Source organism: Methylobacterium phyllostachyos (assembly GCF_900103445.1).
In the GTDB taxonomy this organism is placed as follows: Bacteria; Pseudomonadota; Alphaproteobacteria; order Rhizobiales; family Beijerinckiaceae; genus Methylobacterium; species Methylobacterium phyllostachyos.
Window position 1 is genome coordinate 108203 of sequence record NZ_FNHS01000006.1, and the last position, 26304, is coordinate 134506.

The following is a 26304-nucleotide window of genomic DNA, read 5'->3' on the forward strand; positions in this document are numbered from 1 at the left end:
GAATGTCGTACAGTTGCGGATCGGCAACAACATATAATCGTAATGCCGGGATCCTTGATGTGCCCGGAAATCAATCTAACATGCATCAACTTGAGGGTGAAACGCAGATCGGCCAATGCCAAAGCTCAAGACGCTCGTTGGTCCGAGCCGGTTAAAAGAGTTTCAGGTTGCGCTCGATGCCTGCGACGTGGTCGGCAATTGGAGCTGGGATGCCGGGACGGATCACGTCCGCTCCGATACGTTCGTGGCCTTGGTGTTCAACGTCGATCCGGAGGAAGCCGAGGCGGGTCTTCCGCTTTCCGCCTATGCGGCCGGCATCCATCCCACGGACCGGACTCGCGTCCTGACGGCATTTCGTAATCGCAGTCCAGACAGCGGACCTGCGGTGGTCGAGTATCGCGTCTGCTCGGCCGACGGGATCGTACGCTGGGTGTTATCGCGCGGCCGGTACTCCTACGACAGCGTTGGCCGGCCCCTCCGCGCGCATGGCATCATCGTCGACATCACCGACCTTCAGGCCCGCGACGGGGACGAGGCGTTCGGAGACCAGGCGGAGGAGCCCGTCCAGACGCCCTTAGATCAGGCGGCCGCAGCGGCCATCACGGCGTTCCAGGCCATCGTTCCTCTGAACGACCCGGGGCTCACGGCCCGAGTCGAGGCGCTCCTGTTCGAGATAGGTCGCAAGCTCGCCACCCAGGAAGCGAACGAGGCGCGCACGCGTCTCAATTGACACCGAAGATCGATGTGCTCGTTGGCTCGTAGCTTCGCAGGTGCAGATAGGTCGGATCGAAATCCGCGGCCGCAACCAGCCCGTTCCAATCGTGCACGGTCAGCCGGCGGCTGCGCAGCGTTATCAGGCCGGCGGTCTTCAGCTCCCGAATGGTGCGGTTGACGTGGACCGGTGTGATCCCGAGGGCATCCGCGAGTTCGGGCTGGGTCATCGGCCATTCACAGCTCAGATCCGGCGCTAGGCCGACTGCGTCGAGCCGCGTGACCAGCTCGCAGAAGAGATGGGCCATCCGGGCGTAGGCCTCCCGCCGGCCGGTGTTGAGCATCCACTCGCGCACGGCGGTGGCGTCGATCAGCGTTGCCCGCCAGAATACATCGACGAGCCGCGGCTGCGCGCGCAGGAGCGCGCGCACGGCCTCATGCTGGACGAAGCCGACACGACAGGGGTTCACCGTGGCAATGGAGATGTCGAGAACGCCGAGGTGGAGGCTCTGAAAATCGGGCACATCGCCGGGGACATGGTAGCTCATCACCTGCCGCTTGCCGGCCCGGGTCGATTTGTAGGTGGCGGCGATGCCCGACAGCAGAGCGAAGCAGCGGCTCGGCCGGTCCCCCTCGCGCACGATGTCCTGATTGGCATCGATCTGGGTCACCTGCATCGGCAGGGCTTCGAGCGCCGCGCGTTCCTCGGATGTCAGCTCGAAGCGAGCTATACTGATGGTCTTGCGCAGGAACGGATGCCTGTTCGCAGGAGGGTGTGTCCCGGTCATCGCTCCTCGGCCGGCCAGTTGCACCGTCCCGCACGGGACGTTGACGCAACGTTCTCACATGTCCCCCGCTGCGCGGATAGCAACAATCGATGGGACGGCCGCTCTAGGACAAGGGCTTGGACAAGAACATACCGGACAAATCCCCCAAGAAACCCTTCGGCGAAGGGAGGATCTCGCGGTGTACCGGACCGATCCTGCTTCGCACGGGGCGCGTCGAGCCGGGGATGATCGCGATGCCGGAGGCGCCGGTACTGTCCGATAGCGGACGGATCCCGAATTGCCATTGTCTCCTCAAAACAGTTGCCGACGGGGCCCACGGCCAGCATGGCGCCCGGGACGGGGCTGGAAATCTCGCGCCCGTCCGCGCACAGAGGGCTCGCCGCGGCCTCGCCGCTCACCTTGACGGAACGCTCGGATGAACTCGGCCGCTCTCGCCCCGCATGCGCATCAGATCCTGTCGGAAGCGACGCTGCCCGGGCTGCCGAACCATTACCGCGGCAAGGTCCGCGATAATTACGATCTCGCCGATGGCCGGCGCATCCTGATCACCACTGATCGGATCAGCGCCTTCGACCGGCCACTCGCCGCGATCCCGTTCAAGGGCCAGGTTCTGACCCAGACCGCCCGCTACTGGTTCGAGCGAACCGCCGATCTCTGCCCGAACCACGTCCTCGCCTATCCGGACCCGAACGTGGTCGTGGGGCGGCGCCTGGATATCCTGCCGGTCGAGGTGGTCGTGCGCGGCTACCTCGCGGGCACCACCTCGACCTCCGTGCTGACCCGTTACCGGGCCGGGGAGCGGGAGATGTACGGACATCGTTTCCCCGAGGGGATGCGCCCGAACGAGCGCCTGCCGCAGGCCATCATCACCCCGACCACCAAGGCGTTCGACGGCGGCCACGACGAGCCCCTGACCGAGGCCGAGATCCTCGGCCGTGACCTGCTGACCGCAGAGCAATGGCGCACGGTATCGGCGGCCGCCCTGGCCCTGTTCGCCCGCGGCCAGACCCTGGCGGCCGAGCGCGGCTTGATCCTGGCCGATACAAAGTACGAGTTCGGTACCGATCCCGATGGCCGCATCGTCCTCGCGGACGAGATCCACACGCCGGACAGCAGCCGGTACTGGTTCGCACAGAGCTATCCCGAGCGCTTCGCGGCGGGTGCAGCGCCGGAAAGCTTCGACAAGGATTTCGTGCGCAACTGGGTCGTCGCCCGCTGCGACCCCTACAAGGATGCGATCCCGGAGATCCCCGCGGACGTGATCCTCGAGACGGCGGCGGTTTATATCCGCGCCTACGAGACGATCACCGGCGCAACCTTCGCGCTGCCGGATCCGGCCGAGGTGCCGCTCGACCGTGTGAGCCGCAACATCGAGGCATATCTCGCCGGCCATCCCCAGCGCTGACGGGCGGCGCGTTCGGCGCCGCCCCCATGCCATCGTTCCAGCAGAAAAGATTCAGGCGGCGGCCGCCAGCGGAGCCGGGGAGGGGGCGTCCATCGCCCGTAGGTAGACGTCGAGCAGCGTCTCGTGCTCGTCGCGCTCGTCCTTGTCCTGTTTGCGGATCTTCAGGATCTCCTTGAGGATCTTGACGTCGAGGCCCTCGCCCTTGGCCTCGGCGAAGACCTCCTTCTTGGCTTCCATCAGGTCCTTGATCTCTTCCTCGAGCCGTTCCACGCGCTCGATGATCGAGCGGATCCGGTCGCCCGCGACGCCCACGGAGTCGGTCATATCGGTCATGCAGTCCCTCGTCGGATGACGGGGGCATCCTCGCCGGGGCAGGGTAAGCAGCCGGTTAAGGGCGGCCCTCATGGCCGCCCAAACCGTTGCGCGGCGCTCAGGCGTGCGCGAAGCGCGGCTTCTTGCCGAGCGCTTCCTCGACGGTGCCGGCACCGTCGAGATAGCCGTGGACCTTGGGGTTCGGCATGATCAGCGAGGCTACGAATGCAATCGCCATGAGCACGGTCACGTACCAGAAGAACGTACTCTCCATACCGTTGTCCTTGAACCACAGCGCGACGAACTCGGCGGTGCCGCCGAAGGTGGCGTTGGCCACCGCGTAGGACAGGCCGACGCCGAGCGCCCGCACGTTGGTGGGAAACAGCTCCGCTTTCACGATGCCGCTGATGCCCGTGTAGAACGACACCACGGCGAGCCCGAGCGTGATCAAGGCGAAGGCGAGGTAGGGATCCTTGTTGGTGCCGAGCGCCGTCATCAGCGGCACCACCATGAGCGTGCCGAGGCCGCTGTAGAGCAGCATGTTGGCCTTGCGGCCGATTCTGTCGGACAGGGCGCCGAAGATCGGCTGGATCGCCATGTAGACGAACAGAACCACGGTCATCACCTGCGAGGCCGAGGTCTTCGGCATCCCGGCCGTGTTAACCAGATACTTCTGCATGTAGGTCGTGAAGGTGTAGAAGCTCAACGAGCCGCCGGCCGTGTAGGCCACGACCACCAGAAACGCCCGCCAGTGCTTGGATAGCTCGGCGAGGGTGCCGGCCGTCTCCTTGTCGCTGCTGTCCTTGGTCTCGGCCAGCGAGCGCCGGAGGTACAGCGCCACGATGGCGAGCCCGGCGCCGATGAAGAACGGGATCCGCCAGCCCCAGGCCGTCAGCTCAGGGCCGGTCATCACCGTCTGGAGCAGCACGAGGACCAACGAGGCGAGGAGCTGGCCGCCGATCAGCGTCACGTACTGGAACGAGGCGAAGAAGCCCCGTTTCCCCTTGATCGCGACCTCGCTCATGTAGGTCGCCGAGGTGCCGTACTCGCCGCCGACGGAGAGGCCCTGCAACATGCGGGCGAGAAGCAGGAGCACGGGCGCCAGGGTGCCGACATGCTCGTAGGTCGGCAGGATGCCGATCAGCAGCGAGCCGAAGCACATCATCAGGACGGAGATGACCATGGAGGTCCGCCGCCCGACCCGGTCGGCGATCCGCCCGAACAGCCAGCCGCCCACCGGACGCATGAAGAAGCCGACCGCGAAGATGCCGGCGGTCTGCAGCAACTGGCTGGTGGAATCGCCCTTGGGGAAGAACGCCGGCGCGAAATAGAGCGCGAAGAAGGCGTAGCAGTAGAAGTCGTACCACTCGACCAGATTGCCCGAGGACGAACCGACGATCGCCCAAATGCGTCGCTTGCGGTCCGCCGCGTCGGCGTGGGTGCCCGGTGCGATGCCGATCGTATCGTTTCGCAAGGCGGACATGGCGTCTCCGTCGATCACTTATCGGGCCGGCGATGGCCGGCCTCTTCTTCGTACCGTCCGACGTTACAGGTGATCATCGTGATCGCAAGTCCGTGAAGAGGCTTTCCGGAGGACGAGAGCCGGACCTGTCATCCGCGACGTCTGAGCCGATACCCGCGCGGAACGGTTTGCCCCAGGGGTCCGTTGCGGCCCGGCGCGGGCGTCGATGGCGCTCCGACGTCACCAGGAGGAGATGCCATGAAGCGAGTTCTGAGAGATACGGTCGCGGCCGCCATCGTCGTCGCCGGAGCGGCGACCGCGTTCGCGCAGGGCGGCCCAGGCGGGCCGGGCGGCGGCCCGGGTGGTCCAGGTGCTGGTGCTGGTGCTGGTGCTGGTGCAGGTGCTGGTCCGGGCGCCGGGGCTGGTCCGGGAGCCGGCGGCGGCATGCGGGGTGGTGCCGGCGGTCCCGAGGGCGGTGCGATGCGAGGGCCTGGCGGTGAGGGCGGTGCACGCGGCGCCGAGCCGGGCGGTCCCGGCGGCCGCGGTGCCGAAGGCCCAAGCCGTCCTGGTGGCGCCGAGCGGGGTGGGGCAGCCGAGCGCGGCGCTCCGGGGGGCAATACCGGCCCCGGCGAGCGCGGTGGGCGGGAGCCCGGCCCAGGTGGTGAACGCGGCAATCGCGATGCCGCGGGACCGAATCACGGCGAGCGCGGGCCTGCAGGCGGGCGCGATGGCCGCCCGGGTGCGCGGGATGGCCGTTCCGTTCGCGGTGCGGTGGGTCGGCTCGATACCCGGCAGCGCACGGAGTTCCGGTCCTCGATCACCCGACTCGGTGTCTCGCCGCTCAGGGATGTCGCCTTCGGCCTCGCGGTGGGCACCGCAATACCGCGTTCGGTATCCCTGCACCGCCTGCCGCCGGCGATCGTCGAGATCGTGCCGGAATACGAAGGCTATGACTTCATCCTGGTCCGCGACGACATCGTCATCATCGATCCCGACACCTACGAGATCGTCGACGTGATCCCCGCCTGATCTGCGCCGTCATCATGCCGGGCGAACGACAGCGCGAATTTCTCGCGCATCCGGCCAACTTGTGCAAAGAAAGCGTAAGAGAAATGTCGTAGAAACACGGGTGCCTGGATCCAGAAATCTCTGGATCCAGGCATGAAGGGCGTCGGCGATAAGAAAAACCTCTGTTCTATTGAATGACCTGTCTGGATCTACAATAAAACCAAACGCCACAGACCGTGAATGTCCGATACGAATAAGGGATCTTCAGGCATCGCCTCCGTTTGGAGAGTGGTATGTCGACAGAGACTTCTGGTTTGCGTGCATCCGCACGGGTCATGCGCCTGCGCCTTGGGATAGCGGGTCGTGCAACGCTCCTGACGCTGGCGATCGCGTTTGCCGCCTTCCTCGCGTGCTCCGTTTACATCCATACCTCGCAGACCGCGCTGCTGCGGAAAGACATCAACACCAGCATGTCGAACCTGAGCGGTGCCGCCGCGCGGAGCATCGGTAATTGGCTGCGCGGGAAGCTCGATCTCATGCAGCTCGCGGCGGAGGAGATCGCCGGCACCGGGGTCGGGCCGGAGGCCGACCGCGTGCTCGACGCGCCGATCGTCCGACGGGGATTCTACGTCAGCTACCTTGGACGCGTCGATGGATTCTACACGAAGATGCCCAAGTCTCCGATCCCGTCGGGCTACGATCCGCGGCAGCGGCCGTGGTTCAAGGAGGTTGCGGCGACGAAGGGCGCGATCCTGACTGAGCCCTACAAGTCCGCCAGCCGCGGCAGCATGGTCCTGACGGCCGCCGCACCGATTGAGGATGCACAGCACCAGCTTGCCGGCGTGGCTGCCGGCGATTTCGATGTGGCAGCCCTGGCCCGGATGATCGCCGACGTGGTGCCCGGGGGCAATGGCTATGCCTACCTCGTGTCCGGCGCCGGCAAGATCCTGATCCATCCCACGGCGGATTTGGTCGGCAAGCCCCTCTCGGACCTGACCGGCGATCCGAAACCGGAAATCGCCGCCGGCCGCGAGATCGAGACCCATGAGGCTGGGCGAGCGACCCTGACGGTCTTCGCCCGTGTGCCGGACCTGCCGCCCACCCTCGACTGGTACGTCGCGCTGTCCTTCGATCGCGCGGCGGCAGTCGCACCGATCGACCACCTGACACGGGACATGGCGGTTGCGACCGTCGTCATGCTGCTGGCGCTGGCGATCGCGGTCAGCCGGACGATGGCGACCACGGTGGCGCGTCCCCTGAATCGACTGGTGGGCGTGCTCGAACGGATGCAACAGGGTGAATTGGACACCGAGATCACGGAGGCCCGCCGGAAGGACGAGATCGGCATGGTCGGGCGGGCCGTCGAGGGTATCAAGACCATCGTGGCGGAGAAGGCGCACGAGCAGGCCGAGGCGCGCCGCCTTGCCGATGCGGCGGCCGCGGCCGAGCGCAGGCGCACCATGACCGAACTGGCCGATGGATTCGAGCGGGTCGTCGGCACCATCGTGAGTTCGGTTTCGTCCGCCGCCGCCGATCTCCAGGCGACCGCGGAAACACTGACGGTCACCGCCACGCAGGGGGCGGCGCAGTCCAGCGGTGTGGCGGCCGCGGCCGAGGAGGCATCCGCCAATGTCCGCACCGTCGCGGCGGCGACCGAGCAGCTCGGCGCAAGCGTGCAGGAGGTGGCTGGGCAGGTCGCCGGCTCGTCACGCCTCGCCCGAACGGCGGTCGACGAGGCCGACGAGACCGGGCGCCGGGTGCAGGACCTATCCGAGGCCGTGTCCAAGATCGGCGATGCGGCCGGGCTGATCTCCTCCATCGCGGCACAGACCAACCTCCTCGCGCTGAATGCCACGATTGAAGCGGCACGCGCGGGCGAGGCGGGGCGCGGCTTCGCCGTCGTGGCCGCCGAGGTGAAGGAACTGGCGGCCCAGACCGCCCGGGCCACCGAGGAGATCACCGGCCACATCGCGCGGGTCCAGGGCTCGACCGACGAGGCCGCCCGGGCGCTCGACGGGATCGTGGCACGCATCCGCGACATCAACGACGTGGCGACGGCGGTCGCTGCCGCAGTGAGCCAGCAGGATGCGGCCACGCAGGAGATCGCGCGCAACGTCAGTCAGGCCTCGACCGGGACCGACGAGGTGACGACGAACATCGCCGGCGTCGCCGGAGCCGCGGCACAGACCGGTCAGGCGGCGTACCAGGTCCTGGATTCCGCCGCGGAGCTGTCCCGGCAATCCGACCATCTCGGGGACGAGGTCGCCCGCTTCCTAGAGTCGGTCAGAGCCGCCTGACAATGCCATACCGCGCCGAGGCGATCGGCGATGCGCCTCGGCGGCCGTCGCGCCGCACCTAACACGGCGGCGGTCGCATCACCGCCCCCCATCCAAGAGCTTCGTCACGACGCGGGCCGTGTAATCGACCATCGGCACGATCCGGGCATAGTTCAGTCGCGTCGGGCCTATTACGCCCACCACGCCGACGATCTTCTGGGCCCCGTCCCGGAACGGCGCCGCGATGAGCGATGAGCCCGACAGCGAGAACAACTTGTTCTCCGACCCGATGAAGATCCGCACGCCGTCGCCGCCCTCGGCGCGGGCCAGGAGGTCGATGACGTCCTTCTGGGTCTCCAGGTCGTTGAACAGCAGGCGGATGCGGTCGAGATCCTCGGCGGCCCTCAGGTCGTCGAGCAGATTGGCCTGTCCGCGCACGATCAGCTGGCGGGCCTCGCTCGGGCCCACCGGCGTCGCGAGCCCCGCATCCACGAGGCGCTCGGTCAGGGCATCGAGTTCGCGCTTCATCGCCGTGCGGCTGGCCTCGATCTCCGCCCGCAGCGAGCCGAGCGTCCGGCCGTGCAGGCGGGCATTGAGGAAGTTCGTCGCTTCCTGAAGCGCGCCGGCGGGCAGGCCCGGCGGCAGATCCACCAGGCGATTCTCGACGGAGCCGTCATCCGAGACCAGCACGACTAGGGCCCGGGCCGGGTCGAGGCGCACGAACTCGATGTGTTTCAGGTTCACGTTGGCCTTGGTGGTGAGCACCACGCCGGCCCCGCGCGAGATCCCCGACAGCATGGTCGAGGCCTCGGTCAGCGCCGAGTCGAAGGTGTGGCCCGAGGCGGCGGCCCGCATCTGCGCCTCGATCCGGGTCTGCTCGTCCTGGCTGACATCACCCAGTTCCAGCATGGCGTCGACGAAGAAGCGCAGGCCGAGCTCGGTCGGGAGGCGGCCCGCCGAGGTGTGCGGCGCGAAGATCAAGCCGGAATGCTCAAGATCCGCCATCACGTTGCGGATCGAGGCCGGCGACAGCGCCATGGGTAGGATCCGCGCCAGGTTGCGCGATCCCACCGGCTCGCCCGTGGTCAGATAGCTCTCGACGATCTGCCGAAAGATCTCCCTGGCCCGCTCATTGAGCGCGGCGAGCGCCTGCATCGATTGGCCGTTGGAAAATCGGGGGGTCGGGTCTGTCACGGGGTCATCCTGTGGTCCGATCATGTCCAAGCGTTCCGGCGGGATCAATCCGTCCGATGCCGCAGGCCGGCGCTGCTTGCCCGCGCGGGCGCGGCGGCCTAAGAGCCCGGCCCTCGACGTTCCTCATAGAAAGGGCCCGCGATGCGGCCTTCCAAGCGTGCCGCCGACGAGTTGCGGCCCGTGAGCCTGGAGCGCGCGGTTTCGCGCTACGCCGAGGGCTCCTGCCTCGTCAGCTTCGGCAACACCCGGGTGCTCTGCACCGCATCGCTGGAGGAGCGCGGGCCCCCGTGGCTGCGCGGTTCGGGCAAGGGCTGGGTCACGGCCGAATACGCCATGCTGCCGCGTGCGACGCACGAACGCACCCGCCGTGAGATCGGTTCCGGCAAGCCGTCGGGGCGGACGCAGGAGATCCAGCGGCTGATCGGGCGCTCCCTGCGGGCGGTGACCAACCTGCCGGCGCTCGGCGAGCGACAGGTGACGGTCGATTGCGACGTGATCCAAGCGGATGGCGGCACCCGCACCGCCGCCATCACGGGCGCCTGGGTGGCGCTGCACGATTGCTTCGCCTGGATGCGGACGCGCTCCATCATCTCGGTCGATCCGCTGCGCGACCACGTCGCGGCCGTCTCCTGCGGCCTCTACAAGGGCACGCCGGTGCTCGACCTCGACTATGCCGAGGATTCGGCGGCCGAGACCGACGCCAACTTCGTCCTCACTGGCCGGGGCGGCATCGTCGAAGTTCAGGGGACCGCCGAGATGGAGCCGTTCTCGCAGGATCAGTTGCTGGAACTGCTGCGACTCGCGCGCGCCGGCACCGACCGGCTGGTCGCCCTTCAGAGGGAGGCCATCGCGTGAGCCGGCGGCTGACGGGCAAGGTGGTCATCGCCACCCACAATGCCGGCAAACTCGCCGAGATGCGCGCGCTGCTGGCGCCGTTCGGGATCGAGGCGGTGTCGGCCGGGGATCTCGGCCTGCCCGAGCCGGACGAGACCGGCACGATGTTCGCCGAGAACGCTGCGATCAAGGCCCGGGCCGCCACCGAGGCCACGGGCCTGCCCGCCTTCGCGGACGATTCCGGCCTGTGCGTCGACGCCCTCGACGGCGCGCCGGGCATTTTTTCCGCGCGCTGGGCCGGGCCGACCAAGGATTTTTCGGGTGCGATGGCGCGGATCTTTTCCGAGCTCGACCGGCGCGGCGCGCGGGATCGCCGGGCGCATTTCGTCTCGGCCCTGGTGCTCGCTTGGCCGGACGGTCACACCGAGCTGTTCGAGGGCCGGGTGTTCGGAGACCTCGTGGCGGCCCGCGGTTCGGCCGGCTTCGGCTACGATCCAATCTTCCGACCGGACGGGCACGACCGCACCTTCGGGGAGATGACGGCCGACGAGAAGCACGGGGTCGATTGGCAGCGAGGGCAGGGGCTGTCGCACCGCGCCCGGGCCTTCGTGGAGCTAAGCCGCGCCTGCCTCGCGTCCGAAGCCTGATTGCCAAACCGGGCGCGGCCGCTCACATCACCCCCATCATGGACGAGACCGGCCCGAACCACCCGACCCGCGATGCGGGTTTCGGCGTCTACCTGCACTGGCCCTTCTGCGCGGCGAAGTGCCCGTATTGCGACTTCAACAGCCACGTCCGCCATGGTGGCGTGGACGAGCCGCGCTTCCTGGCCGCTTTCCGGGCCGAGATCGATCACGTCGCGGCGCGGACACCCGGCCGCACCGTCACCAGTATCTTCCTCGGGGGCGGCACGCCCTCGCTGATGCAGCCCGCCACGGTGGCCGGGCTCCTCGACGCCGTGGCGGCGCGCTGGCCGGTGGCGCCGGACGCGGAGATCACCCTGGAGGCCAACCCGTCGAGCGTCGAGGCTTCCCGCTTCCGCGACTATCGCACGGCGGGGGTCAACCGGGTCTCGCTGGGCGTGCAGGCGCTCGACGACGCATCGCTGCGCGTGCTCGGCCGTCTCCACGACGTGGCGCAGGCGCTCGACGCGATCCGCGTCGCGCAGGCCACCTTCGCGCGGACCTCCTTCGATCTGATCTACGCGCGGCCCGGCCAGACTCCCGTGCAGTGGCGGGGGGAACTCGGCGCAGCCCTAGATCTCGCGGGCGAGCACCTGTCCCTCTATCAGTTGACCATCGAGCCCGGTACGCCGTTCCACGGCCTTGCCCACGCGGGCAAGCTCGTGATCCCCGACGACGATGTGGGCCGAGCCCTTTACGACGTGACGCAGGAACTCTGCACAGGAGCCGGCCTGCCGCCCTACGAGATTTCCAATCACGCGCGCCCCGGCGCAGAGTCGCGCCACAACCTGCTCTACTGGCGTTACGGCGAGTATGCCGGGATCGGGCCCGGTGCGCATGGGCGGCTCGTGACGACAACTGAGCGGATCGGCACCGTGACGGAGCGTGGACCCGAGGCATGGCTCACCCGGGTCGAGCGCGATGGCCATGGCATCACGGAGATCGAGTCCCTCGCGCCCGCCGATCAGGCCGACGAGTTCCTCGTGATGGGGCTGCGGCTGCGCGAAGGGATCGATCCGACCCGTTATGCCGCGCTGAAGGGCCGGCCGCTGAACGGCAACCGGATCGGCATGCTGATCGGCGACGGCCTGCTGGAGCGGCGCGGCGACGGCCGCATCGCCGCGACGGCGCGCGGCGCGCCGGTCCTCAACGCGATCGTCGCCGAACTCGCCGCCTGATCAGATCCCCGGCTTGCCCAGCACGCGCGGGGCCGGGCTTACGACGGTCGCGGCGTTGTTGCGGATCTCAAAGACCGCCAGCGACCGCTCGCTCTGCCCGTCCGGGCGGAAGCGAAAGGTCCCATCGACGCCGGCGAAGCCCGCCGGGTTGGTCAGTGTGGGCTCGGCGAAGCGCTGTGAGCCGTACTGGCGCGCCAGGGCCGCGGCCAGCATCACCGCGTCGTAGGCGAGGGAGGCGACCCGCGGCGGCACCGCGCCGAAACGCGCTTGGTAGCGTCCGCTGAAGCTCGAGAAGCCGCCGCGGTCGGGCGCGGCGAAGCGGCCGCCCTGGAGCGCGGGCAGGGCGAAGAGCGAGGGCTCGTTCCACAAGGCCGTCCCGATCGGCCGGACGCGAGCCGGCGAAAAGCCGGTCTTCGTCAGTGCCGCCGCGACGGCCGGCAGTGCTTCGGCGGTTTCTGGGATGAACAGCGCGTCGGCCGTCGCGCCCGGGCCGTTGACGACGCGCGCCAGCCGCTCGACCGCCGGACCCGGATTGCCCGCCGGGTACCGCTCGACCGCTGCCACGCGGGCGCCCCGGCGTGCCACGGTCTCGCGGAAAGCTGCCTCGACGGCATTGCCGTAGGCGGTCTCGGGAATCAGGGCTGCGAAGGAGCGCTTGCCACCCACTACCGAGTCCTCGACCGCCCGGTCCACCTCCGGCTGCGGCAGGAAGCTCAGCAGATAGACGTTCGGAGCCGCCACGGTCGCGTCGGTGGAGAAGCCGATGACCGGCTTGCCCGCCGCCTTGGCCACGCTGGCAGCGGCCTGGACGCTGCCGGCGAAGACAGGCCCGAGGATGATCTCGGCGCCCTTGCGTACAGCTTCCTGGGCCGCCTCCCGGGCGCCGTCCGGACTGCCGTGGTCATCTTCGACCACTATCGTGAGATCCAGCTGCTGTGACTCGTCGAAGGCGAGTTGCGCGGCGTTGCGCATCGCCGTCCCCACGGCTGCGCCCTGTCCGGTCAGCGGCAACACCAGAGCGACCTTCACCGATCCGGAACCGATCCGCTGGTTGGACGCCGCCATGGGCGTCGAAGGCGCCAAGCTCGGGGCGTCGCGCGGGACATCCGTAGGGGGTGCGATCGCGGCCCGGGGCGACGGCCCCCGCCGGGCAACGTCGCCGCCGATGCAGCCGCCCAACGACAGGAGGGCGGAACAGAGGACGGCACTCAGGGCAGTGACGCGCCCGACCGGCGCGCCGGTCGGGCGCGCCATGACGCGGTCTCCTTCGGGCTGGCCCCAGCAGCGTGATAGCGCGGTCAGAAAATGTAAACGCAGGGATCGGCACTTGCCCCCCGCGGCAAGGCTTCGGCGCGACGAGAGCCGGCCAGTGTGGCAAGATCGTCAACGATGACCCGCCGATTCGACGCCCCGACGACCCCCTCGCCGCGCAAGCCCGCCGGGGAGCGCCCACGGACCGCAACCTTCACGGCGTTCGGGCTCGCGAGCGAGGCCGAACCGCTCGCACCCGGCCTCCACATCGTGGCGACACCGATTGGCAACCTGCGCGACATCACGATCCGCGCCCTGGCGACGTTGGCCGCGGCGGATGCGGTGCTCGCGGAGGATACGCGGGTGACCCGGACCCTTCTCGCGCATTACGGGATCACGACGCCGCTCCTTGCCTACCACGAGCATTCCAACGACGCGGTCCGTGAGCGGATGGTCGGCCGATTGCGCGCTGGCGAGGCGCTGGCCCTGGTGTCGGATGCGGGTACCCCCCTGGTGTCGGACCCGGGCTACAAGTTGGTGCAGTCCGCGATCGAGGCCGGCATCCCGATCACGCCCGTCCCCGGTCCCTCGGCCGTGATGACCGCTCTGGTGGCGGCGGGCCTGCCCACGGACCGCTTCTTCTTCGAGGGCTTCCTGCCGCAGAAGGCGGGTGCAAGGCGCAACCGCCTCGAAGCTCTGGTTCAGGTCGCGGGCACACAGGTGTTGTTCGAGTCGCCGCACCGGCTTCCGGAGATGCTGGCCGACGCGGCCGCCATTCTCGGCGCCGATCGCCCTGCGGCGGTGACCCGTGAACTCACGAAGCTGTACGAGACCATCCGCCGCGACACGCTGGGCGCCCTGAGCGCGCGGTTCGCCGAGGACGGCCCGCCGAAGGGTGAGATCGTGGTCATCATCGGCGCGGCCCCGGTGCAGGAGCGAACCGTCGAGGGCGATGCCGCCCTCGACGCACTGCTCAAGACGGCGATGGAACGTCACTCGATCAAGGACGCCGCGAGCCTCGTGGCCGACGAGACAGGTCAGCCGCGGCGTCTGGTCTACACGCGGGCGCTCGCCCTGGCGCGGAGCGAGGGATGACCGGCATTCGGCCCGCCCGGACCGAACAGCGCCGGGCCGCCTATCGGCGCGGCTATCGCGCCGAATGGCTGGCTCTGGTGGCGCTGATGTTCAAGGGCTACTGGCCGGTCGGCCGGCGCGTCAGCCTCGCCGGGGGCGAGATCGATTTGGTGGTCCAGCGCTGGAACACCATTGCGTTCGTGGAGGTGAAGGCGCGTCCCCGGCGCGATGATGCCCGGGAGGCGATCGATGCCGCCAAGCGGCGGCGCTTCTCACGGGCAGTCAGATCCTGGATCGGCCGCAACGCCTGGAGCGCCGGCATGACCTATCGGGCGGACGCCGTGTTTATTGGGGCGCGCGGCTGGCCCGCGCATGTCGTCGATGCGTTCCCGATCGAGGGCCTGTGACGCGACCACCGCCCGGCTCCGATGCCGGGCGCAGCCGGGTCAGGCGCGCGCGGCGCGGATCGCGCCGATCAACGTCCGCTTCAACTCGGCCTGGCTGAACGGCTTCTGCACCACCGGCCGGTCGCGGAATGGCTCGCGGATGCCGGCCCCGCCGTAGCCGGTGGAGAAGACCAGCGGCAGATCGCGCTTCGCGATGGCCTCGGCCACCGGGTAGATCGGTTCTCCCGCCACGTTCACGTCGAGGATCGCGACCTCGAACGTCTCCTGAGCCGCCATCTCGAGGGCGGAAGACAGACGAGCCGCCGGTCCGACGACGGCACAGCCGAAGTCGAGCAGCATGTCCTCAAGCAGCATCGAGATCGCGGCCTCATCCTCGACGACGAGCACGCGGACGCCGTTCAGGACGTCATCGTTGGGGTCAGCAATCACGCCGGGCCGTCTTCCCTTCGAGTGCCCCCGAACCGGGGACCTAACCGTCCGATAATCGATGCTCGGAAACCGTTTACTCGGCACACCAGAACGCCGGGTGCGGCTACGAAGAACGGTTCACGAGGCAGCCTTTGGCGTCGCCCGGAACGGGCAATGTGTCAAGCGTTCGCCAGCCGTTCCAGCACCGGCACGGAGCGGAATGTTAACGGATGAAACATTTTCGTCGGGTGACGGCTCGACCGCCGAACACGGTTTCAGTCGTCCTTGAAGCTGACTTTGGCGCCGCGCGCCACGTGGGCTGCGAGGTCGCGAGCGTTCCAGTTGGTCAGACGGATGCAGCCGTGCGATTCGGTTTTCCCAACTTTCTCGGGCTCAGGAGTTCCGTGAATGCCGTAGCTTGGGATCGCGAGATCAATCCAGACTAGTCCGACCGGGTTGTTCGGCCCAGCCTGGATGGTGAACTTGTGCTTGGTCTTCACGCCTTTAAACGCGTATTTCGGGTTGTAGGTATAATCCGGGTCGAACGCGACACCCTTGACCTTCGTGTCGCCGCTCGGTGCCGGCTTTTCCGTACTGCCGATCGAGGCGGGGTAATAGGCCAACAGCTTCCCATCGGCCCCGAACGCTCGGACATCCCGGCTGGTCTTGTCGACCTCGATGCGCTCGACCTTGGGATCGTAGGGCAAGTCCTTCGCCTTCGGCTTGTCGGTCCCCATGGGATCCACGGCCGCGACCGTGATGCTGGTGCCGGCCTTATCGAGAGGCTTGTCGGGGTTGAGCGCGGTGACGAGGGCGCGGCTCATGTGGAAGCGTTCGGCCAGCATCTCACGCGGATTGGTGTAGTCCATCGCCTTCAGGTCGGCCTGCTGTTCCATCTTCGGCGGGATCTTGTCGACGTAGGGTCCCGCGGTGTCGGCATCGGTGATCGTGTAATCCGTCACCGCCGGCTTATCGCTCGTCGCCTGAAGCTTGTCCCAGACCTCCGGCGTCAGCGTTTGAGTGGCCGGGAGCCCCTGCGCCACCGCAAAGGCGGACAGCGCACGCTTGTAGTTCTCGCCCAATAGGCCGTCGATCGCACCGGGGTAGAAGTGAGCGCGGTCCAGCAGGATCTGAGCCTTGACGATCAACGGATCGGGCTTCTCATCGCCCTTGCCGGCTTCGCGCTTCCGATCGCCGTCCGTCTTCTTCGACGTGTCTTGCCCCTGCGATGACAGGGACGCCCCATTGACGACCTCGGCCGTCAGGGCAGGTGGTTGAGCCTCGTGCTCGGCCGCCTTCGGACCCGGACGGGCCGCGGCCACCTGTGCGGCGAGGCAACTCGCCAGGAGAGCCGCGTAAACCGGCCGCAGGGGTCTCGCGCTCATCGCCGTCGTCGTCTCCGGAAGCGGGGGCGCTTCGCACCCACAAAGCCCATGCGCCCAGGAACGTTCCACGGGCGCTACTCACAGAGGCGATGACCGGCCGTGCGCTCACGTTCGTCGAGGTGGAAGTGGTTGGCGTGGGCGGCGTTCGTGCCCGGCCCCAGGACCGTGCGGAAGAAGCCGCAAGCCTTGCCGCGGACAGCATTGAGGAAGTCGGCTTCGTCGGAGCCCTCTGGCATCGCCTTCACCGGTATGGTGGCGTGGCCCGAGAACGAGAAGCCCATTACATCGACGGCGTTCGCAAAGGCGTGCTCGCTCAATTTGGCATCGACGTCATGGTTCTGACCGCGGCACACGTATGTACCGCCGAGTTCGAGACCCGTCAGGCCGTGCTTGAGCACCCGTTCGGCCTCGGTCTGAACCTCCGTCACCCAGCGCGCCAGCGCCTCCGCCGTTCGGCAGGTGAGTGTCGCCCCCTGCGGTAGCCCGACGCCGTCGGCGAGCTTGGTGACCTTGAGCGGCAAGGGCGCCGTACATTGGCCCTCCGCGATCGGCGGCAGCGGCTCGAAATCGACCCCGAGCCGCTTGAGGCGGGTCCGACAGGCGGTGTCGTCCGGAGGCGTAACCTTGAGGGAGAGCGCGGCGTCGCCGGAGAGTTCCGGCGGTCGCCCCGGCGGCGTGGGCGGCGGCACCGGGATCTCGGGTTTGCCAGGCTCGGCGGCCTTCTCGGCGGCGGGTGCTTCCTTAGGCGCAGGTGAGGTTGGCGTGAGCTCCGCCGGTCGGGCCGGTGGCGTCGGAGGTGGTGTTGCCGGCTCGGACGGCGGCTTCAACGTGTCGGGTCGCTCCGGCGGCAGGGGTGGGGGGACGGGAACACTGGTTGCCGGGGTCTCGGCCGCCTGACCCGGCGCGACGGGGATTGCCGCGAGAACCAGGGTGAGGGCACCGTACGCCAGGGCTGGCATCGGGCGGCGGATCTGCAAAGGACGTCCCGGCATAGGGCCTCGAAGCGTGGGCGTTGGTTCACACAAACGAGCGAGCGGCCATTCGGATCGCCACCGCGGTTGACGGATGCCGCGAACCGGACACTCTCTGCGCAAGCGCGGACACCGTCGCCGAGCCGACGCGTCACCGCCGAGATGGATTTTTGAGGACCGAATGCCGGACGCAGCTGAAGCCGGGCTCCCGAGCCTGCCGCAGGACAACTCCTTCCGCGAGGCGCGCTGGAGCACGCCCTTCGGCATCCCGCCCTTCGAGCAGATTGCGCCGGAGCATTATCAGCCAGCCTTCGAGGCGGCGCTCGCCGCCCATGCCACCGAGATCGATGCGATCGCAGCCGAAACGGCGCCCGCAACCTTCGCCAACACGGTGGCGGCCATGGAGCGGGCGGGGCAAGCCCTCGAACGGGTCGCTGGCGTGTTCTACAACCTGACCGGCAGCCACACGAACCCGGAGTTGCAGGCGATCGAGCGCGAGATCGGGCCGAAGCTCGCCCGCCACGGCAGCGCGATCTACCTGAACCCACAGCTCTGGGCGCGGATCTCGGCGGTCGACGCTGAGGCCGAGGGGCTCGGTCCGGAGGAGCGGCGCGTCCTCGACCGCTACCGCATCCGCTTCCGCCGGGCCGGCGCGACGCTCGAACCGGACGCCAAAACGCGCATCGCCGAGATCGCGGCGCGAATGTCGGAACTCGGCACCAAGTTCAGCCAGAATCTCCTCGCCGACGAGAGCAGCTTCACGCTTCCCTTGGAGACCGAGGATGATCTCGCCGGGCTTCCGCCGTTCCTGCGCGCCGCCGCCCGGAGCGCCGCGGAGGAACGGGGGCTCGAAGGTCACGTCATCACCCTGTCCCGCTCGCTGATCGAGCCCTTCCTTGTCTTCTCCACCCGCCGCGATCTGCGCGAGCGCGCCTACGCGGCCTGGACCCGGCGTGGGGAGAATGGCGGCGAGACCGACAACCGCGCGATCGCGGCCGAGATCATCCAGCTGCGCGCCGAGCGGGCCCGCCTGCTGGGATTCGACAGCTTCGCGCATTTCGCTCTCGATGACACGATGGCGGCAAGCCCTGACGCGGCCACCGGGCTCCTGCGCGACGTCTGGACCCCGGCCCGGGCGCGGGCGGGCGACGAGCGCGACCGCCTCCAGGCGGCGATCCAGGACGAGGGCCACAACTTCACCCTCCAGGCGCACGATTGGCGCCACTACGCCGAGAAGGTGCGGCGCGCCGAGCACGATCTCGATGAGAGCGAGATCAAGGCTTACCTGCCCCTGGAGCGGATGATCCAGGCGGCGTTCGACACGGCCTCCCGACTGTTCGGCCTGACCTTCGAGGAATTGGCCGACGTGCCGCGCTACCACCCCGACGTGCGGGTCTGGCGGGTCGGCAACCCGGACGGGTCGGAGGTCGGGCTGTTCCTGGGCGATTACTTCGCCCGGGCCACCAAGCGCTCCGGCGCCTGGATGAGCGCCTTCCGCTCACAGGAGCGCCTGAACGGCCCGATCACGCCGATCATCGTCAACGTGATGAACTTCGCCAAGGCGCCAGAGGGGGAGAGCACGCTGCTGTCCTTCGACGACGCGCGCACCCTGTTCCACGAGTTCGGCCACGCCCTGCACGGCCTCCTGTCGGACGTGACCTATCCGCTGCTCTCTGGCACCGCGGTGGCCCGGGACTTCGTGGAGCTGCCCTCGCAGCTCTACGAGCACTGGCTGGAGCAGCCGGAGGTCCTGCGGACCCACGCGCGCCATCACCAGACTGGCGAGGCGATGCCGGACGCGCTGCTTCAGAAGCTGCTCGCGGCCCGTACCTTCAACCAGGGCTTTGCCACCGTGGAGTACACGGCTTCCGCGATCGTCGACATGACGCTCCACCTCTCCGCCGAGGGCGAGGCGGGGCTCGACGTGCCGGCCTTCGAAGCCGAGGCGTTGCGGCGGATCAGCATGCCGGCCGAGATCGGCATGCGGCACCGGACGCCGCACTTTGCCCACATCTTCTCGGGGGACGGCTACGCGGCCGGCTATTACAGCTATCTCTGGTCGGAGGTGCTGGATGCCGACGCGTTCGACGCCTTCCGTGAGGCGGGCGACATCTTCGATCCGGAGACAGCGAAGCGCCTGCGCACCTTCGTGTACGGCGCCGGCAACCTGCGCGACCCGCGCGAGGCCTACACGGCCTTCCGCGGTAGAATGCCGAGCATCGAGCCCTTGCTCAAGAAGCGCGGACTCGCGGCGTGAGCCCAGACGGCCGGTAAGGGTTTCGTAAACAAACGTCCTTAACGAAGGCTTGCAGTGACGTCCTGCACCGGAGTTGGGGGCGATGACCAAGACCGAGACCAAGCCGGCCGTCTCGCCGGACGATCTGCTGAAGGCCGTTGTGACCGGCCAGGCCGAATCCGCAGCCGATGCCGAGGCGCCGGAGGCCGCCGCACCGACGCTTGCGGTGCTGCGTTCGCTGAAAGGGATCGACCGGCGGACCCTGGCGATCCCCGGCGCCTGCCTCGCGCTCGGTGCCCTGCTCGGTGGCGGCGTCATCGCGATGACGCGCTCGTCCGCCCTGTCGAGCGACGCCGTCGCAGCGCTCAGCACGACGCTCGATGCTGGCCGGACCGAGACCGCGCGTCTCGGCAGCGATATCGCCCAGCTCCATCAGGTTCTGGCCGACCTGCGCGCCTCCACCGACACCGCCCGCAGGGAGGCATCGACCCGCAGCGGCGCGCTCGGCGAGCGCCTCGCGCAGCTCGACAAGAATCTGAGCGCCAAGACCGCGGCCCTCGGCGAACGGCTGGAGCAGGTGGAGCGGGAGCAGAACGCCCGGATCTCTGGTCTCGCTTCCCAGATCGACCGCCGGGCCGCGACGGTCGTGAAGCCCGAGCCGACCCAGACGGGAAGCCTCGCCGAGACCCGCGCCGTCGAGCCGAAGGCAGCGGAGCCCAAGGTTACGGACGCCAAGATCACCGAGGCGAAGCTCTCCGATGCCAGGCCGGCCGACGTGAAAAAGGCTTCGTTGAGCGACAAGCCGCCGGTGATCGACGCCTGGGCGGTCCGCGAGGTCTACGATGGGATGGCGATCCTGGAGAACCGCCGTCACCGGCTCCTCGAAATCGGGCCGGGCGAGACCCTACCGGGCTTCGGTCGCGTCGAGGGCATCGAGCGCCGCGGACGGGATTGGGTCGTGGTGACCCGTCAGGGCCTCGTCACGCCGCAGCCCTGGTAGCGCGGTCCGAAGGTTCAGCGCGACGGGTAAGGCGTCGGGGCCAGGCTGTCGACGGTGACCGGGAATCGCGGTTCCAGGGTCAGCGGATCGGCCATCGCAGCCGCACGCTCGGCGCGGCGCCGGCCGTGGCGCAGCGCGCGGGTCTGGGCCGCGCGCGTCGGATGCAGGATCGCGGCGAGGAGGGCTTGGCCCTCGAACGCAGAGTCCAGGTTCTTCGCTTCGAAGACGGGCATGGCCGGCCTGTTGGATTGCGGTCGCGAACGTCGCCGATGGCGCCGATTCCGACCACACCCCCAATAACGGGGATCGTGGTGACAGGTTCCGTCAAGCTTTCGCCCGGAAACTGTTTTTTCACGATCGTTCAGGCCGGCCCCGAATTCTGTGTGGCCGCGCACCCGCAGCGCGAGATCAGACGAACTGGTTGAGACCTGGGATCGAACCGATGATCGGTCCCATCGCGTCCTCACCGACCTTCTCGCGGCCGAAGGCGAACAGCTCCTGACCGAGCGGCTGCATCTGGCCCATTGGAACGCCGGCCGCCATCAGCTTCTGGCCGAGCGCCATCACGCCGCCGCCACCCATCATGCCGCCGAGCATGCCCATCAGGCCGCCTCCGCCACCCTCGCCGGCATTCGATTCGGCGATCAGCGATTCGGATCCCGGCAGCGCCGCCAGAAGCTGGTTCACCTCCGTCTCGGGCCCCTCCTTCTGCAGGAAGGCGAGGATGTGGCCGATCGCGGTCTGGGCCGTCGCGGCGTCGAGGCCGGTACGGGCGGTCACGCGGGCGAGCAGTTCTTCCATGGTGATGATCTCTTCGGAACGTTTCCAGTCGTCCTTCGACTCTGGGACGCCGGAAATCAAGCGCGCGTGCCGGGTTGCCGGGGACAGACGCCGGCGCGCGCAGGTCTGGGGTGACTTCCGGGCTCCGGGTTCCAGATTCCAGCCCGAGGCCGAACCGGGAGCTGGATCATGCGCATCAGCAACGTTGCCGACGTCGTCGCCGAGACCCTTCAGGAAGCGGGTGTCGCCCGCATCTACGGGGTGGTCGGCGACAGCCTCAACGGGATCACCGAGGCGCTGCGGGCGCGCGGCCGGATCGACTGGATCCACACGCGCCACGAGGAAACCGCGGCGTTCGCGGCCGCCGGCGAGGCGCAGGTTACCGGCCGGCTCGCGGTCTGCGCCGGCTCCTGCGGCCCGGGCAACCTGCACCTGATCAACGGGCTCTACGACGCGCATCGCAGCCGCACGCCGGTGCTGGCGATCGCTGCCCACATCCCGTCGCCCGAGATCGGCTCGGGCTATTTTCAGGAGACCAAGCCGACCGAGCTGTTCCGCGACTGCAGCCACTATTGCGAGCTGATCTCGGACCCGGCGCAGATGCCGTTCGTGCTGGAGAACGCGATCCGCGCCGCCGTGGGCGAGGGCGGCGTGGCGGTGATCGTCCTGCCGGGCGATGTGGCGCTCCGCGAGGCACCCAAGCGCGCCCTGGCGCCGCGTGCCGGGCTGATCCCCGCCAAGCCGGTGGTCCGGCCGGCAGATCCGGAACTCGACGCGCTGGCCGCGATGCTCAATGCCGGCCAGCGCGTGACGCTGCTGTGCGGGCGCGGCTGCGCCGGCGCGCATGCCGAGCTGCTGCAACTCGCCGAGGCGCTCAAAAGCCCGATCGTCCACGCGCTCGGCGGCAAGGAATTCGTCGAGTTCGACAACCCCTACGATGTCGGCATGACCGGCCTGATCGGCTACGCGTCGGGCTACGCCGCCATGATGGCGTGCGACACCCTGCTGATGCTCGGCACGGGCTTCCCCTACAAGCAGTTCTACCCGCAGGACGCGAAGGTCGCGCAGATCGACCTGCGCCCGTCGGAGCTCGGCCGGCGCTGCCGGATCGAGCTGGGGCTCGTCGGCGATGTCGGGGCGACCCTCCGAGCGCTGCTGCCGCGCCTCAAGCCCAAGGCCGATCGGTCTTTCCTGGAGGCCAGCCTGAAGCACTATGCCAAGGCGCGCACCGGGCTCGACGACCTCGCCACCGGCAAGCAAGGCGGGCCGCTGCACCCGCAATATCTCGCCCGCACCATCAGCGAGGCGGCCGCGGACGACGCGATCTTCACCGCCGATGTCGGCACGCCGACCATCTGGGCGGCGCGCTACCTCGCGATGAACGGGAAGCGGCGGCTCCTCGGCTCCTGGGTGCACGGCTCCATGGCCAACGCCCTGTCGCAGGGGATCGGCGCGCAGGCCTGCCAGCCCGACCGGCAGGTGATCGCGCTGTGCGGCGACGGCGGCTTCGCGATGCTGATGGGCGATTTTCTGACGTTGCGGCAGCACCGCCTGCCGTTAAAGGTCGTGATCTTCAACAACGGCACGCTCGGCTTCGTCGAGTTGGAGATGAAGGCGGCCGGCTACCTTGAGACGGGCGTCGCCCTCGACAACCCCGACTTCGCCGCGATGTCGCGGGCGGCCGGCATCTTCGCCCTGCGGGTCGAAGACCCCGCCGAGCTGCCGGGCGCCATGCGCGAGTTCCTGGCCTTCGACGGTCCATCGCTCCTCGACGTCCGCACGGCCCGCAACGAGCTGTCGATGCCGCCCAAGGTCGACGGGCAGCAGGTGAAAGGATTCAGCCTGTATGTCCTGCGCGCCGTGATGGACGGACGCGGTGACGCGGTCCTCGACCTCGCCAAGACCAACCTCATCCGGTAGACCCTGAGTATCAGTCTCGAACCGTTCCAGACCACCGGGGGCGGCGATCCAGGGAGAAGCCGGACCATGCGGGTCGGCCTGTTCGTGCCGTGCTACGTCGACGCCTTCGAACCGGAGGTCGGAATCGCCACGCTGGAGCTGCTGGAGCGGCTCGGCTGCACGGTGGAGTATCCATTCGACCAGACCTGCTGCGGGCAGCCGATGACCAACACCGGCTGCCACGCCGAGGCCGCGGCCACCGAAGCCCTGTTCGTCAAGAACTTCTCGGGCTTCGACTATGTGGTGGCGCCCTCCGGCTCCTGCGTCCATCAGGTCCGCGAGCACCTGACCGCGATTCCGCAGACCGATGAAGTTCGCCACGTCCGCGCCAGCACCTACGAGCTGGTGGAATTCCTGCACGACGTGCTCAAGGTCGAGGCGCTGCCCTGGGCGAGCTTCCCCCACAAGGTCGCCTACCACACCAACTGCAACGCCCTGCGCGGCATCCACCATGCCCGGCCCTCGGAGCTGGTGAAGCCCTATTACTCGAAGCCCCTCGACCTTCTGCGCCTCGTCGACGGCGTCGAGTTGGTCGATCTGGCCCGGCCGGACGAGTGCTGCGGCTTCGGCGGGACCTTCTCGGTGTTCGAGCCCGCGGTCTCGGCCAAGATGGGCTACGACAAGGTGGCCGATCAGAACCGCGCCGGCGCCGAATACGTCGTCTCGGCGGATTCCTCCTGCCTGATGCATCAGAAGGGCTGCGCCGAGCGCCTTGGGCTGCCGCTCAAGTACATCCACATCGCGCAGGTGCTGAACGGAGCCGCCGCATGAGCGTCGAGGATCTGAACCCGCGCGAGCGCGAGGGCGTCATCCACCCGGAGGTGCGTGCCCCGAACGACGAGAGCGAGCGCTCGCAGGACGGCGTCCGGCTCCAGCACGCCGAGGCCGCCTCGAAGCCGATCCGCGCTCCGCAGGTCCGCGAGCCCCAGCCCCGCGGCGCCAAGATCCGCGGCGACCGGCCGATCAATCAGTCCGAGGCCGCCGAGCGCTTCCTCGCCGCGCCCCTCCATCAGGCGGCCCACGACGAGCGCCTGTGGGATTTGCGCAAGAAGCGCGACACCTCTGCGCACGGTATCCCCGAGTGGGAGGAGTTGCGCGAGCTGGCCTCCCAGATCAAGACGCACACGCTGAGTCACCTCGACCGCTACCTTGAGCAGTTCGAGGCCGCCGCGAAGGCCAACGGCGTCCACGTCCACTGGGCGAAGGACGGGGCGGATCACAACCGCATCGTGCTGGAGATCCTGCGGAGCCACGGGGCCAAGACCCTGGTGAAGTCGAAGTCGATGCTCACCGAGGAGTGCGGCTTCCGTCATCACATGGCGGCCAACGGCATCGAGATCATCGAGACCGATCTCGGCGAGCGGATCCAGCAGCTCGACAACGAGGAGCCGAGCCACGTCGTCGCCCCGGCGGTCCACAAGACCCGGATGGACGTGGCCGAGGTGTTTGCGAAGACGCTCGGTACCGACCCCGACAACGACGACGCCCATTACCTCGCCGAAAGCCAGCGCGAGACGACCCGGCCCTACATCCTCAAGGCCGATGCCGGCATGACCGGGTGCAACTTCGCCATCGTGGAGACCGGCTCGGTCGTCACCTGCACCAACGAGGGCAATGCCGACCTCTCCGGCAACGTCCCACCTTTGCAGATCCACTCGATCGGCATCGAGAAGATCATCCCGAAGGTCGAGCATCTCGGCGTCTTCATCCGGCTGCTGTCGCGCTCGGCGCTCGGCTCGCCGATCACCCAGTACACCTCGCATTTCCGCGCGCCCCGCAAGGGCACCGAGATGCACATGGTGCTGGTCGATAACGGCCGCTCCGAACGGCTCGGCATGGAGGAGTTCTGGACCTCCCTGAAGTGCATCCGCTGCGGCGCCTGCATGAACACCTGCCCGGTCTACCGGCGCTCGGGCGGCCTCTCCTACGGGGCGACCTATTCGGGCCCGATCGGCCTTATCATCGACCCGACCTTCAACAAGCGGAAATACTCGACGCTGCCGTTCTCCTCGACGATGAACGGCTCCTGCACCAACGTCTGCCCGGTGAAGATCAACATCCACGAGCAGATTTTTGCGTGGCGCAAGGTGCTGGTCGAGGAGCACCAGATCCCGGCGCTTAAGCAGGGCATGATGAAGGCCGCGGGCGCGGTGCTGTCGCGGCCCGCCGCCTACCGGGCGGCGATCGGCGCTGCCGATTCCGCCCTGAAGGTGCTGCCGCGCTTCGCGGTCTACAACCCGCTCAACACCTGGGGGAAGAAGCGCGAGATGCCCGACGCCCCGCGCCAGACCTTCCACGCTTGGTACAAGCAGAACCGCATGAAGGGGACGCAGCCATGAGCGCGCGCGACGCGATCCTGGCCGAGATCCGCCGGAACCGGCCGGCGGGCGAATTTCCGCTGCCGGACGTGCCGCTGTTCACGCCGCTCGTCGGCGACGATCTCGTGGCCGAATTCGGCGAGCGGTTGAAGCGCATGGGCGGCCGGGTGGCCGAGCCCCAGGCAGGCGACATCTTCGCGGGCGTGCGCGAGCGGCTCGACGGCGCGAAGGTGATCGCCTCGGCGGTCCCGGAGCTGACGGGCAACCGCGACCTGCGGGCGGTGCGCTATCCGCAGGAGGTCGAGGATGTCGACGTGGCGGTGGTCCGGGCGGTGTTCGGCATCGCCGAGACGGGCTCGGTGCTGTTCACGCAGGACCAGTTGATCGTGAACGCCGTTGCCTACCTCGCGCAGCACCTCGTCGTCCTGCTCGATCCGGCTGACATCCTGCGCAACGTCCAGGCGGCCTATCGGCGGCCAGAATTCGGCCGCTCGGCCTACGCGGTGCTGCACACCGGCCCATCGGCTACGGCCGATATTGAGGGCGTGCTGATCCACGGGGCGCAGGGGGTGCGCTCGCTCACGGTCGTCATGCAGCCGAAAATAGCTTGAGCTGGAACCGCAAATCGGGCGCGTCCCTTGCTTGGACGACGGAGAGGTCGTCG

General features: G+C 68.4%; 26 protein-coding genes. 15 read left to right on the forward strand and 11 right to left on the reverse strand.

Annotated elements, in window-relative coordinates; translation table 11 throughout:
* Positions 1-115: 115 nt before the first annotated feature.
* On the forward strand, positions 116-730 hold the full coding sequence (locus BLQ49_RS11200) for a PAS domain-containing protein (RefSeq protein ID WP_091715859.1): 615 nt from the start codon (positions 116-118) through the stop codon (positions 728-730).
* Here the strand turns inward: BLQ49_RS11200 and BLQ49_RS11205 are convergent.
* On the reverse strand, positions 723-1499 hold the full coding sequence (locus BLQ49_RS11205; RefSeq protein WP_091715861.1) for a Crp/Fnr family transcriptional regulator: 777 nt from the start codon (positions 1497-1499) through the stop codon (positions 723-725). The two genes, BLQ49_RS11200 and BLQ49_RS11205, sit on opposite strands and share 8 nt — an antisense overlap.
* Before the next feature lie 415 nt (positions 1500-1914).
* Between BLQ49_RS11205 and BLQ49_RS11210 the strand changes: the two genes are divergently transcribed.
* Positions 1915-2904, forward strand: coding sequence for a phosphoribosylaminoimidazolesuccinocarboxamide synthase (locus tag BLQ49_RS11210; protein ID WP_091715862.1), 990 nt, complete (start codon positions 1915-1917; stop codon positions 2902-2904).
* A 51-nt stretch (positions 2905-2955) separates the two neighbouring features.
* On the opposite strand, the gene BLQ49_RS11215 is transcribed toward BLQ49_RS11210, so the two are convergent.
* The 3 genes from BLQ49_RS11215 to BLQ49_RS30750 form a co-directional block, all read right to left on the reverse strand.
* Positions 2956-3237, reverse strand: a complete 282-nt coding sequence (locus tag BLQ49_RS11215; protein ID WP_091715864.1) for a DUF2312 domain-containing protein — start codon at positions 3235-3237, stop codon at positions 2956-2958.
* Between the two features lie 97 nt (positions 3238-3334).
* Entirely contained in the window at positions 3335-4699 is a 1365-nt protein-coding gene (locus BLQ49_RS11220) for an MFS family transporter (RefSeq protein ID WP_091715866.1), read from the reverse strand.
* A gap of 219 nt (positions 4700-4918) precedes the next feature.
* Positions 4919-5377 carry a hypothetical protein gene (locus tag BLQ49_RS30750; RefSeq protein ID WP_342028173.1) on the reverse strand — a complete coding sequence of 153 codons (459 nt, stop codon included), beginning with the start codon at positions 5375-5377 and terminating at the stop codon, positions 4919-4921.
* Positions 5378-5449: 72 nt separating this feature from the next.
* Here BLQ49_RS30750 and BLQ49_RS30755 point away from each other — a divergent pair, with 72 nt between their 5' ends.
* Positions 5450-5707: a DUF1236 domain-containing protein gene (locus tag BLQ49_RS30755; RefSeq protein ID WP_342028174.1), complete on the forward strand. Its 258-nt coding sequence runs from the start codon at positions 5450-5452 to the stop codon at positions 5705-5707.
* Positions 5708-5979: 272 nt separating this feature from the next.
* On the forward strand, positions 5980-7983 hold the full coding sequence (locus tag BLQ49_RS11230) for a methyl-accepting chemotaxis protein (protein ID WP_425283989.1): 2004 nt from the start codon (positions 5980-5982) through the stop codon (positions 7981-7983).
* Positions 7984-8061: 78 nt separating this feature from the next.
* Here the strand turns inward: BLQ49_RS11230 and hrcA are convergent, their stop codons facing one another.
* Positions 8062-9117 carry a heat-inducible transcriptional repressor HrcA gene (gene hrcA / locus BLQ49_RS11235; RefSeq protein WP_091715870.1) on the reverse strand — a complete coding sequence of 352 codons (1056 nt, stop codon included), beginning with the start codon at positions 9115-9117 and terminating at the stop codon, positions 8062-8064.
* 180 nt (positions 9118-9297) lie between these two features.
* Between hrcA and rph the strand changes: the two genes are divergently transcribed.
* The 3 genes from rph to hemW are packed head-to-tail and all read left to right on the forward strand — an operon-like array spanning position 9298 to position 11851.
* Positions 9298-10011, forward strand: coding sequence for a ribonuclease PH (gene rph, locus BLQ49_RS11240; RefSeq protein WP_091715872.1), 714 nt, complete (start codon positions 9298-9300; stop codon positions 10009-10011).
* Positions 10008-10637, forward strand: a complete 630-nt coding sequence (rdgB, locus tag BLQ49_RS11245; RefSeq protein WP_091715874.1) for an RdgB/HAM1 family non-canonical purine NTP pyrophosphatase — start codon at positions 10008-10010, stop codon at positions 10635-10637. The genes rph and rdgB overlap by 4 nt, the downstream gene beginning before the upstream one ends.
* Before the next feature lie 38 nt (positions 10638-10675).
* Positions 10676-11851, forward strand: a complete 1176-nt coding sequence (gene hemW / locus BLQ49_RS11250; RefSeq protein ID WP_091715875.1) for a radical SAM family heme chaperone HemW — start codon at positions 10676-10678, stop codon at positions 11849-11851.
* On the opposite strand, the gene BLQ49_RS11255 is transcribed toward hemW, so the two are convergent.
* Positions 11852-13105, reverse strand: a complete 1254-nt coding sequence (locus BLQ49_RS11255; protein ID WP_208859038.1) for a penicillin-binding protein activator — start codon at positions 13103-13105, stop codon at positions 11852-11854. It lies immediately after the preceding gene.
* Between the two features lie 135 nt (positions 13106-13240).
* On the opposite strand from BLQ49_RS11255, the gene rsmI reads away from it, so the two are divergent.
* Positions 13241-14197, forward strand: coding sequence for a 16S rRNA (cytidine(1402)-2'-O)-methyltransferase (rsmI, locus tag BLQ49_RS11260; protein WP_091715877.1), 957 nt, complete (start codon positions 13241-13243; stop codon positions 14195-14197).
* Positions 14194-14583 carry a YraN family protein gene (locus tag BLQ49_RS11265; RefSeq protein ID WP_091715878.1) on the forward strand — a complete coding sequence of 130 codons (390 nt, stop codon included), beginning with the start codon at positions 14194-14196 and terminating at the stop codon, positions 14581-14583. The genes rsmI and BLQ49_RS11265 overlap by 4 nt, the downstream gene beginning before the upstream one ends.
* Before the next feature lie 39 nt (positions 14584-14622).
* Here BLQ49_RS11265 and BLQ49_RS11270 read toward each other — a convergent pair whose 3' ends face one another.
* The 3 genes from BLQ49_RS11270 to BLQ49_RS11280 form a co-directional block, all read right to left on the reverse strand.
* Positions 14623-15012, reverse strand: a complete 390-nt coding sequence (locus BLQ49_RS11270; protein ID WP_091715880.1) for a response regulator — start codon at positions 15010-15012, stop codon at positions 14623-14625.
* 254 nt (positions 15013-15266) lie between these two features.
* Positions 15267-16376 (reverse strand): L,D-transpeptidase family protein, encoded by a 1110-nt coding sequence (locus tag BLQ49_RS11275; protein WP_091715881.1) that lies wholly within the window; start codon positions 16374-16376, stop codon positions 15267-15269.
* Between the two features lie 74 nt (positions 16377-16450).
* Positions 16451-17335 carry an extensin-like domain-containing protein gene (locus tag BLQ49_RS11280; RefSeq protein WP_244507546.1) on the reverse strand — a complete coding sequence of 295 codons (885 nt, stop codon included), beginning with the start codon at positions 17333-17335 and terminating at the stop codon, positions 16451-16453.
* A 193-nt stretch (positions 17336-17528) separates the two neighbouring features.
* Between BLQ49_RS11280 and BLQ49_RS11285 the strand changes: the two genes are divergently transcribed.
* Positions 17529-19604 (forward strand): M3 family metallopeptidase, encoded by a 2076-nt coding sequence (locus BLQ49_RS11285; protein WP_208859039.1) that lies wholly within the window; start codon positions 17529-17531, stop codon positions 19602-19604.
* Positions 19605-19686: 82 nt separating this feature from the next.
* Complete coding sequence (locus BLQ49_RS11290) at positions 19687-20583, forward strand: hypothetical protein (protein ID WP_091715885.1); 897 nt, start codon at positions 19687-19689, stop codon at positions 20581-20583.
* A 14-nt stretch (positions 20584-20597) separates the two neighbouring features.
* Here BLQ49_RS11290 and BLQ49_RS11295 read toward each other — a convergent pair whose 3' ends face one another.
* Complete coding sequence (locus tag BLQ49_RS11295) at positions 20598-20816, reverse strand: hypothetical protein (RefSeq protein WP_091715887.1); 219 nt, start codon at positions 20814-20816, stop codon at positions 20598-20600.
* A 175-nt stretch (positions 20817-20991) separates the two neighbouring features.
* Complete coding sequence (locus BLQ49_RS11300; protein WP_091715889.1) at positions 20992-21384, reverse strand: DUF2267 domain-containing protein; 393 nt, start codon at positions 21382-21384, stop codon at positions 20992-20994.
* 168 nt (positions 21385-21552) lie between these two features.
* Here BLQ49_RS11300 and poxB point away from each other — a divergent pair, with 168 nt between their 5' ends.
* The 4 genes from poxB to BLQ49_RS11320 all read left to right on the forward strand — a co-directional run bounded on the left by poxB (position 21553) and on the right by BLQ49_RS11320 (position 26251).
* Entirely contained in the window at positions 21553-23283 is a 1731-nt protein-coding gene (gene poxB / locus BLQ49_RS11305) for a ubiquinone-dependent pyruvate dehydrogenase (protein ID WP_091715891.1), read from the forward strand.
* Between the two features lie 66 nt (positions 23284-23349).
* The gene (locus BLQ49_RS11310; RefSeq protein ID WP_091715893.1) at positions 23350-24093 is read left to right on the forward strand and encodes a (Fe-S)-binding protein; all 744 of its coding nucleotides are present in this window, start codon (positions 23350-23352) and stop codon (positions 24091-24093) included.
* Positions 24090-25661, forward strand: coding sequence for a lactate utilization protein B (locus BLQ49_RS11315; RefSeq protein ID WP_091715894.1), 1572 nt, complete (start codon positions 24090-24092; stop codon positions 25659-25661). Before BLQ49_RS11310 ends, BLQ49_RS11315 begins: the two co-directional genes overlap by 4 nt.
* Positions 25658-26251, forward strand: coding sequence for a LutC/YkgG family protein (locus tag BLQ49_RS11320; RefSeq protein ID WP_091715896.1), 594 nt, complete (start codon positions 25658-25660; stop codon positions 26249-26251). The genes BLQ49_RS11315 and BLQ49_RS11320 overlap by 4 nt, the downstream gene beginning before the upstream one ends.
* Positions 26252-26304: the final 53 nt, after the last annotated feature.

Coding starts and splice junctions, on each gene's coding strand:
- BLQ49_RS11200 (WP_091715859.1), top strand. CDS start 116: ATGCCAAAGCTCAAGACGCTCGTTGGTCCGAGCCGGTTAAAAGAGTTT.
- BLQ49_RS11205 (WP_091715861.1), bottom strand. CDS start 1,499: ATGACCGGGACACACCCTCCTGCGAACAGGCATCCGTTCCTGCGCAAG.
- BLQ49_RS11210 (WP_091715862.1), top strand. CDS start 1,915: ATGAACTCGGCCGCTCTCGCCCCGCATGCGCATCAGATCCTGTCGGAA.
- BLQ49_RS11215 (WP_091715864.1), bottom strand. CDS start 3,237: ATGACCGATATGACCGACTCCGTGGGCGTCGCGGGCGACCGGATCCGC.
- BLQ49_RS11220 (WP_091715866.1), bottom strand. CDS start 4,699: ATGTCCGCCTTGCGAAACGATACGATCGGCATCGCACCGGGCACCCAC.
- BLQ49_RS11230 (WP_425283989.1), top strand. CDS start 5,980: ATGTCGACAGAGACTTCTGGTTTGCGTGCATCCGCACGGGTCATGCGC.
- hrcA (WP_091715870.1), bottom strand. CDS start 9,117: ATGCAGGCGCTCGCCGCGCTCAATGAGCGGGCCAGGGAGATCTTTCGG.
- rph (WP_091715872.1), top strand. CDS start 9,298: ATGCGGCCTTCCAAGCGTGCCGCCGACGAGTTGCGGCCCGTGAGCCTG.
- hemW (WP_091715875.1), top strand. CDS start 10,676: ATGGACGAGACCGGCCCGAACCACCCGACCCGCGATGCGGGTTTCGGC.
- BLQ49_RS11255 (WP_208859038.1), bottom strand. CDS start 13,105: ATGGCGCGCCCGACCGGCGCGCCGGTCGGGCGCGTCACTGCCCTGAGT.
- rsmI (WP_091715877.1), top strand. CDS start 13,241: ATGACCCGCCGATTCGACGCCCCGACGACCCCCTCGCCGCGCAAGCCC.
- BLQ49_RS11265 (WP_091715878.1), top strand. CDS start 14,194: ATGACCGGCATTCGGCCCGCCCGGACCGAACAGCGCCGGGCCGCCTAT.
- BLQ49_RS11275 (WP_091715881.1), bottom strand. CDS start 16,376: ATGAGCGCGAGACCCCTGCGGCCGGTTTACGCGGCTCTCCTGGCGAGT.
- BLQ49_RS11280 (WP_244507546.1), bottom strand. CDS start 17,335: ATGCCAGCCCTGGCGTACGGTGCCCTCACCCTGGTTCTCGCGGCAATC.
- BLQ49_RS11285 (WP_208859039.1), top strand. CDS start 17,529: ATGCCGGACGCAGCTGAAGCCGGGCTCCCGAGCCTGCCGCAGGACAAC.
- BLQ49_RS11290 (WP_091715885.1), top strand. CDS start 19,687: ATGACCAAGACCGAGACCAAGCCGGCCGTCTCGCCGGACGATCTGCTG.
- BLQ49_RS11295 (WP_091715887.1), bottom strand. CDS start 20,816: ATGCCCGTCTTCGAAGCGAAGAACCTGGACTCTGCGTTCGAGGGCCAA.
- BLQ49_RS11300 (WP_091715889.1), bottom strand. CDS start 21,384: ATGGAAGAACTGCTCGCCCGCGTGACCGCCCGTACCGGCCTCGACGCC.
- poxB (WP_091715891.1), top strand. CDS start 21,553: ATGCGCATCAGCAACGTTGCCGACGTCGTCGCCGAGACCCTTCAGGAA.
- BLQ49_RS11310 (WP_091715893.1), top strand. CDS start 23,350: ATGCGGGTCGGCCTGTTCGTGCCGTGCTACGTCGACGCCTTCGAACCG.
- BLQ49_RS11315 (WP_091715894.1), top strand. CDS start 24,090: ATGAGCGTCGAGGATCTGAACCCGCGCGAGCGCGAGGGCGTCATCCAC.
- BLQ49_RS11320 (WP_091715896.1), top strand. CDS start 25,658: ATGAGCGCGCGCGACGCGATCCTGGCCGAGATCCGCCGGAACCGGCCG.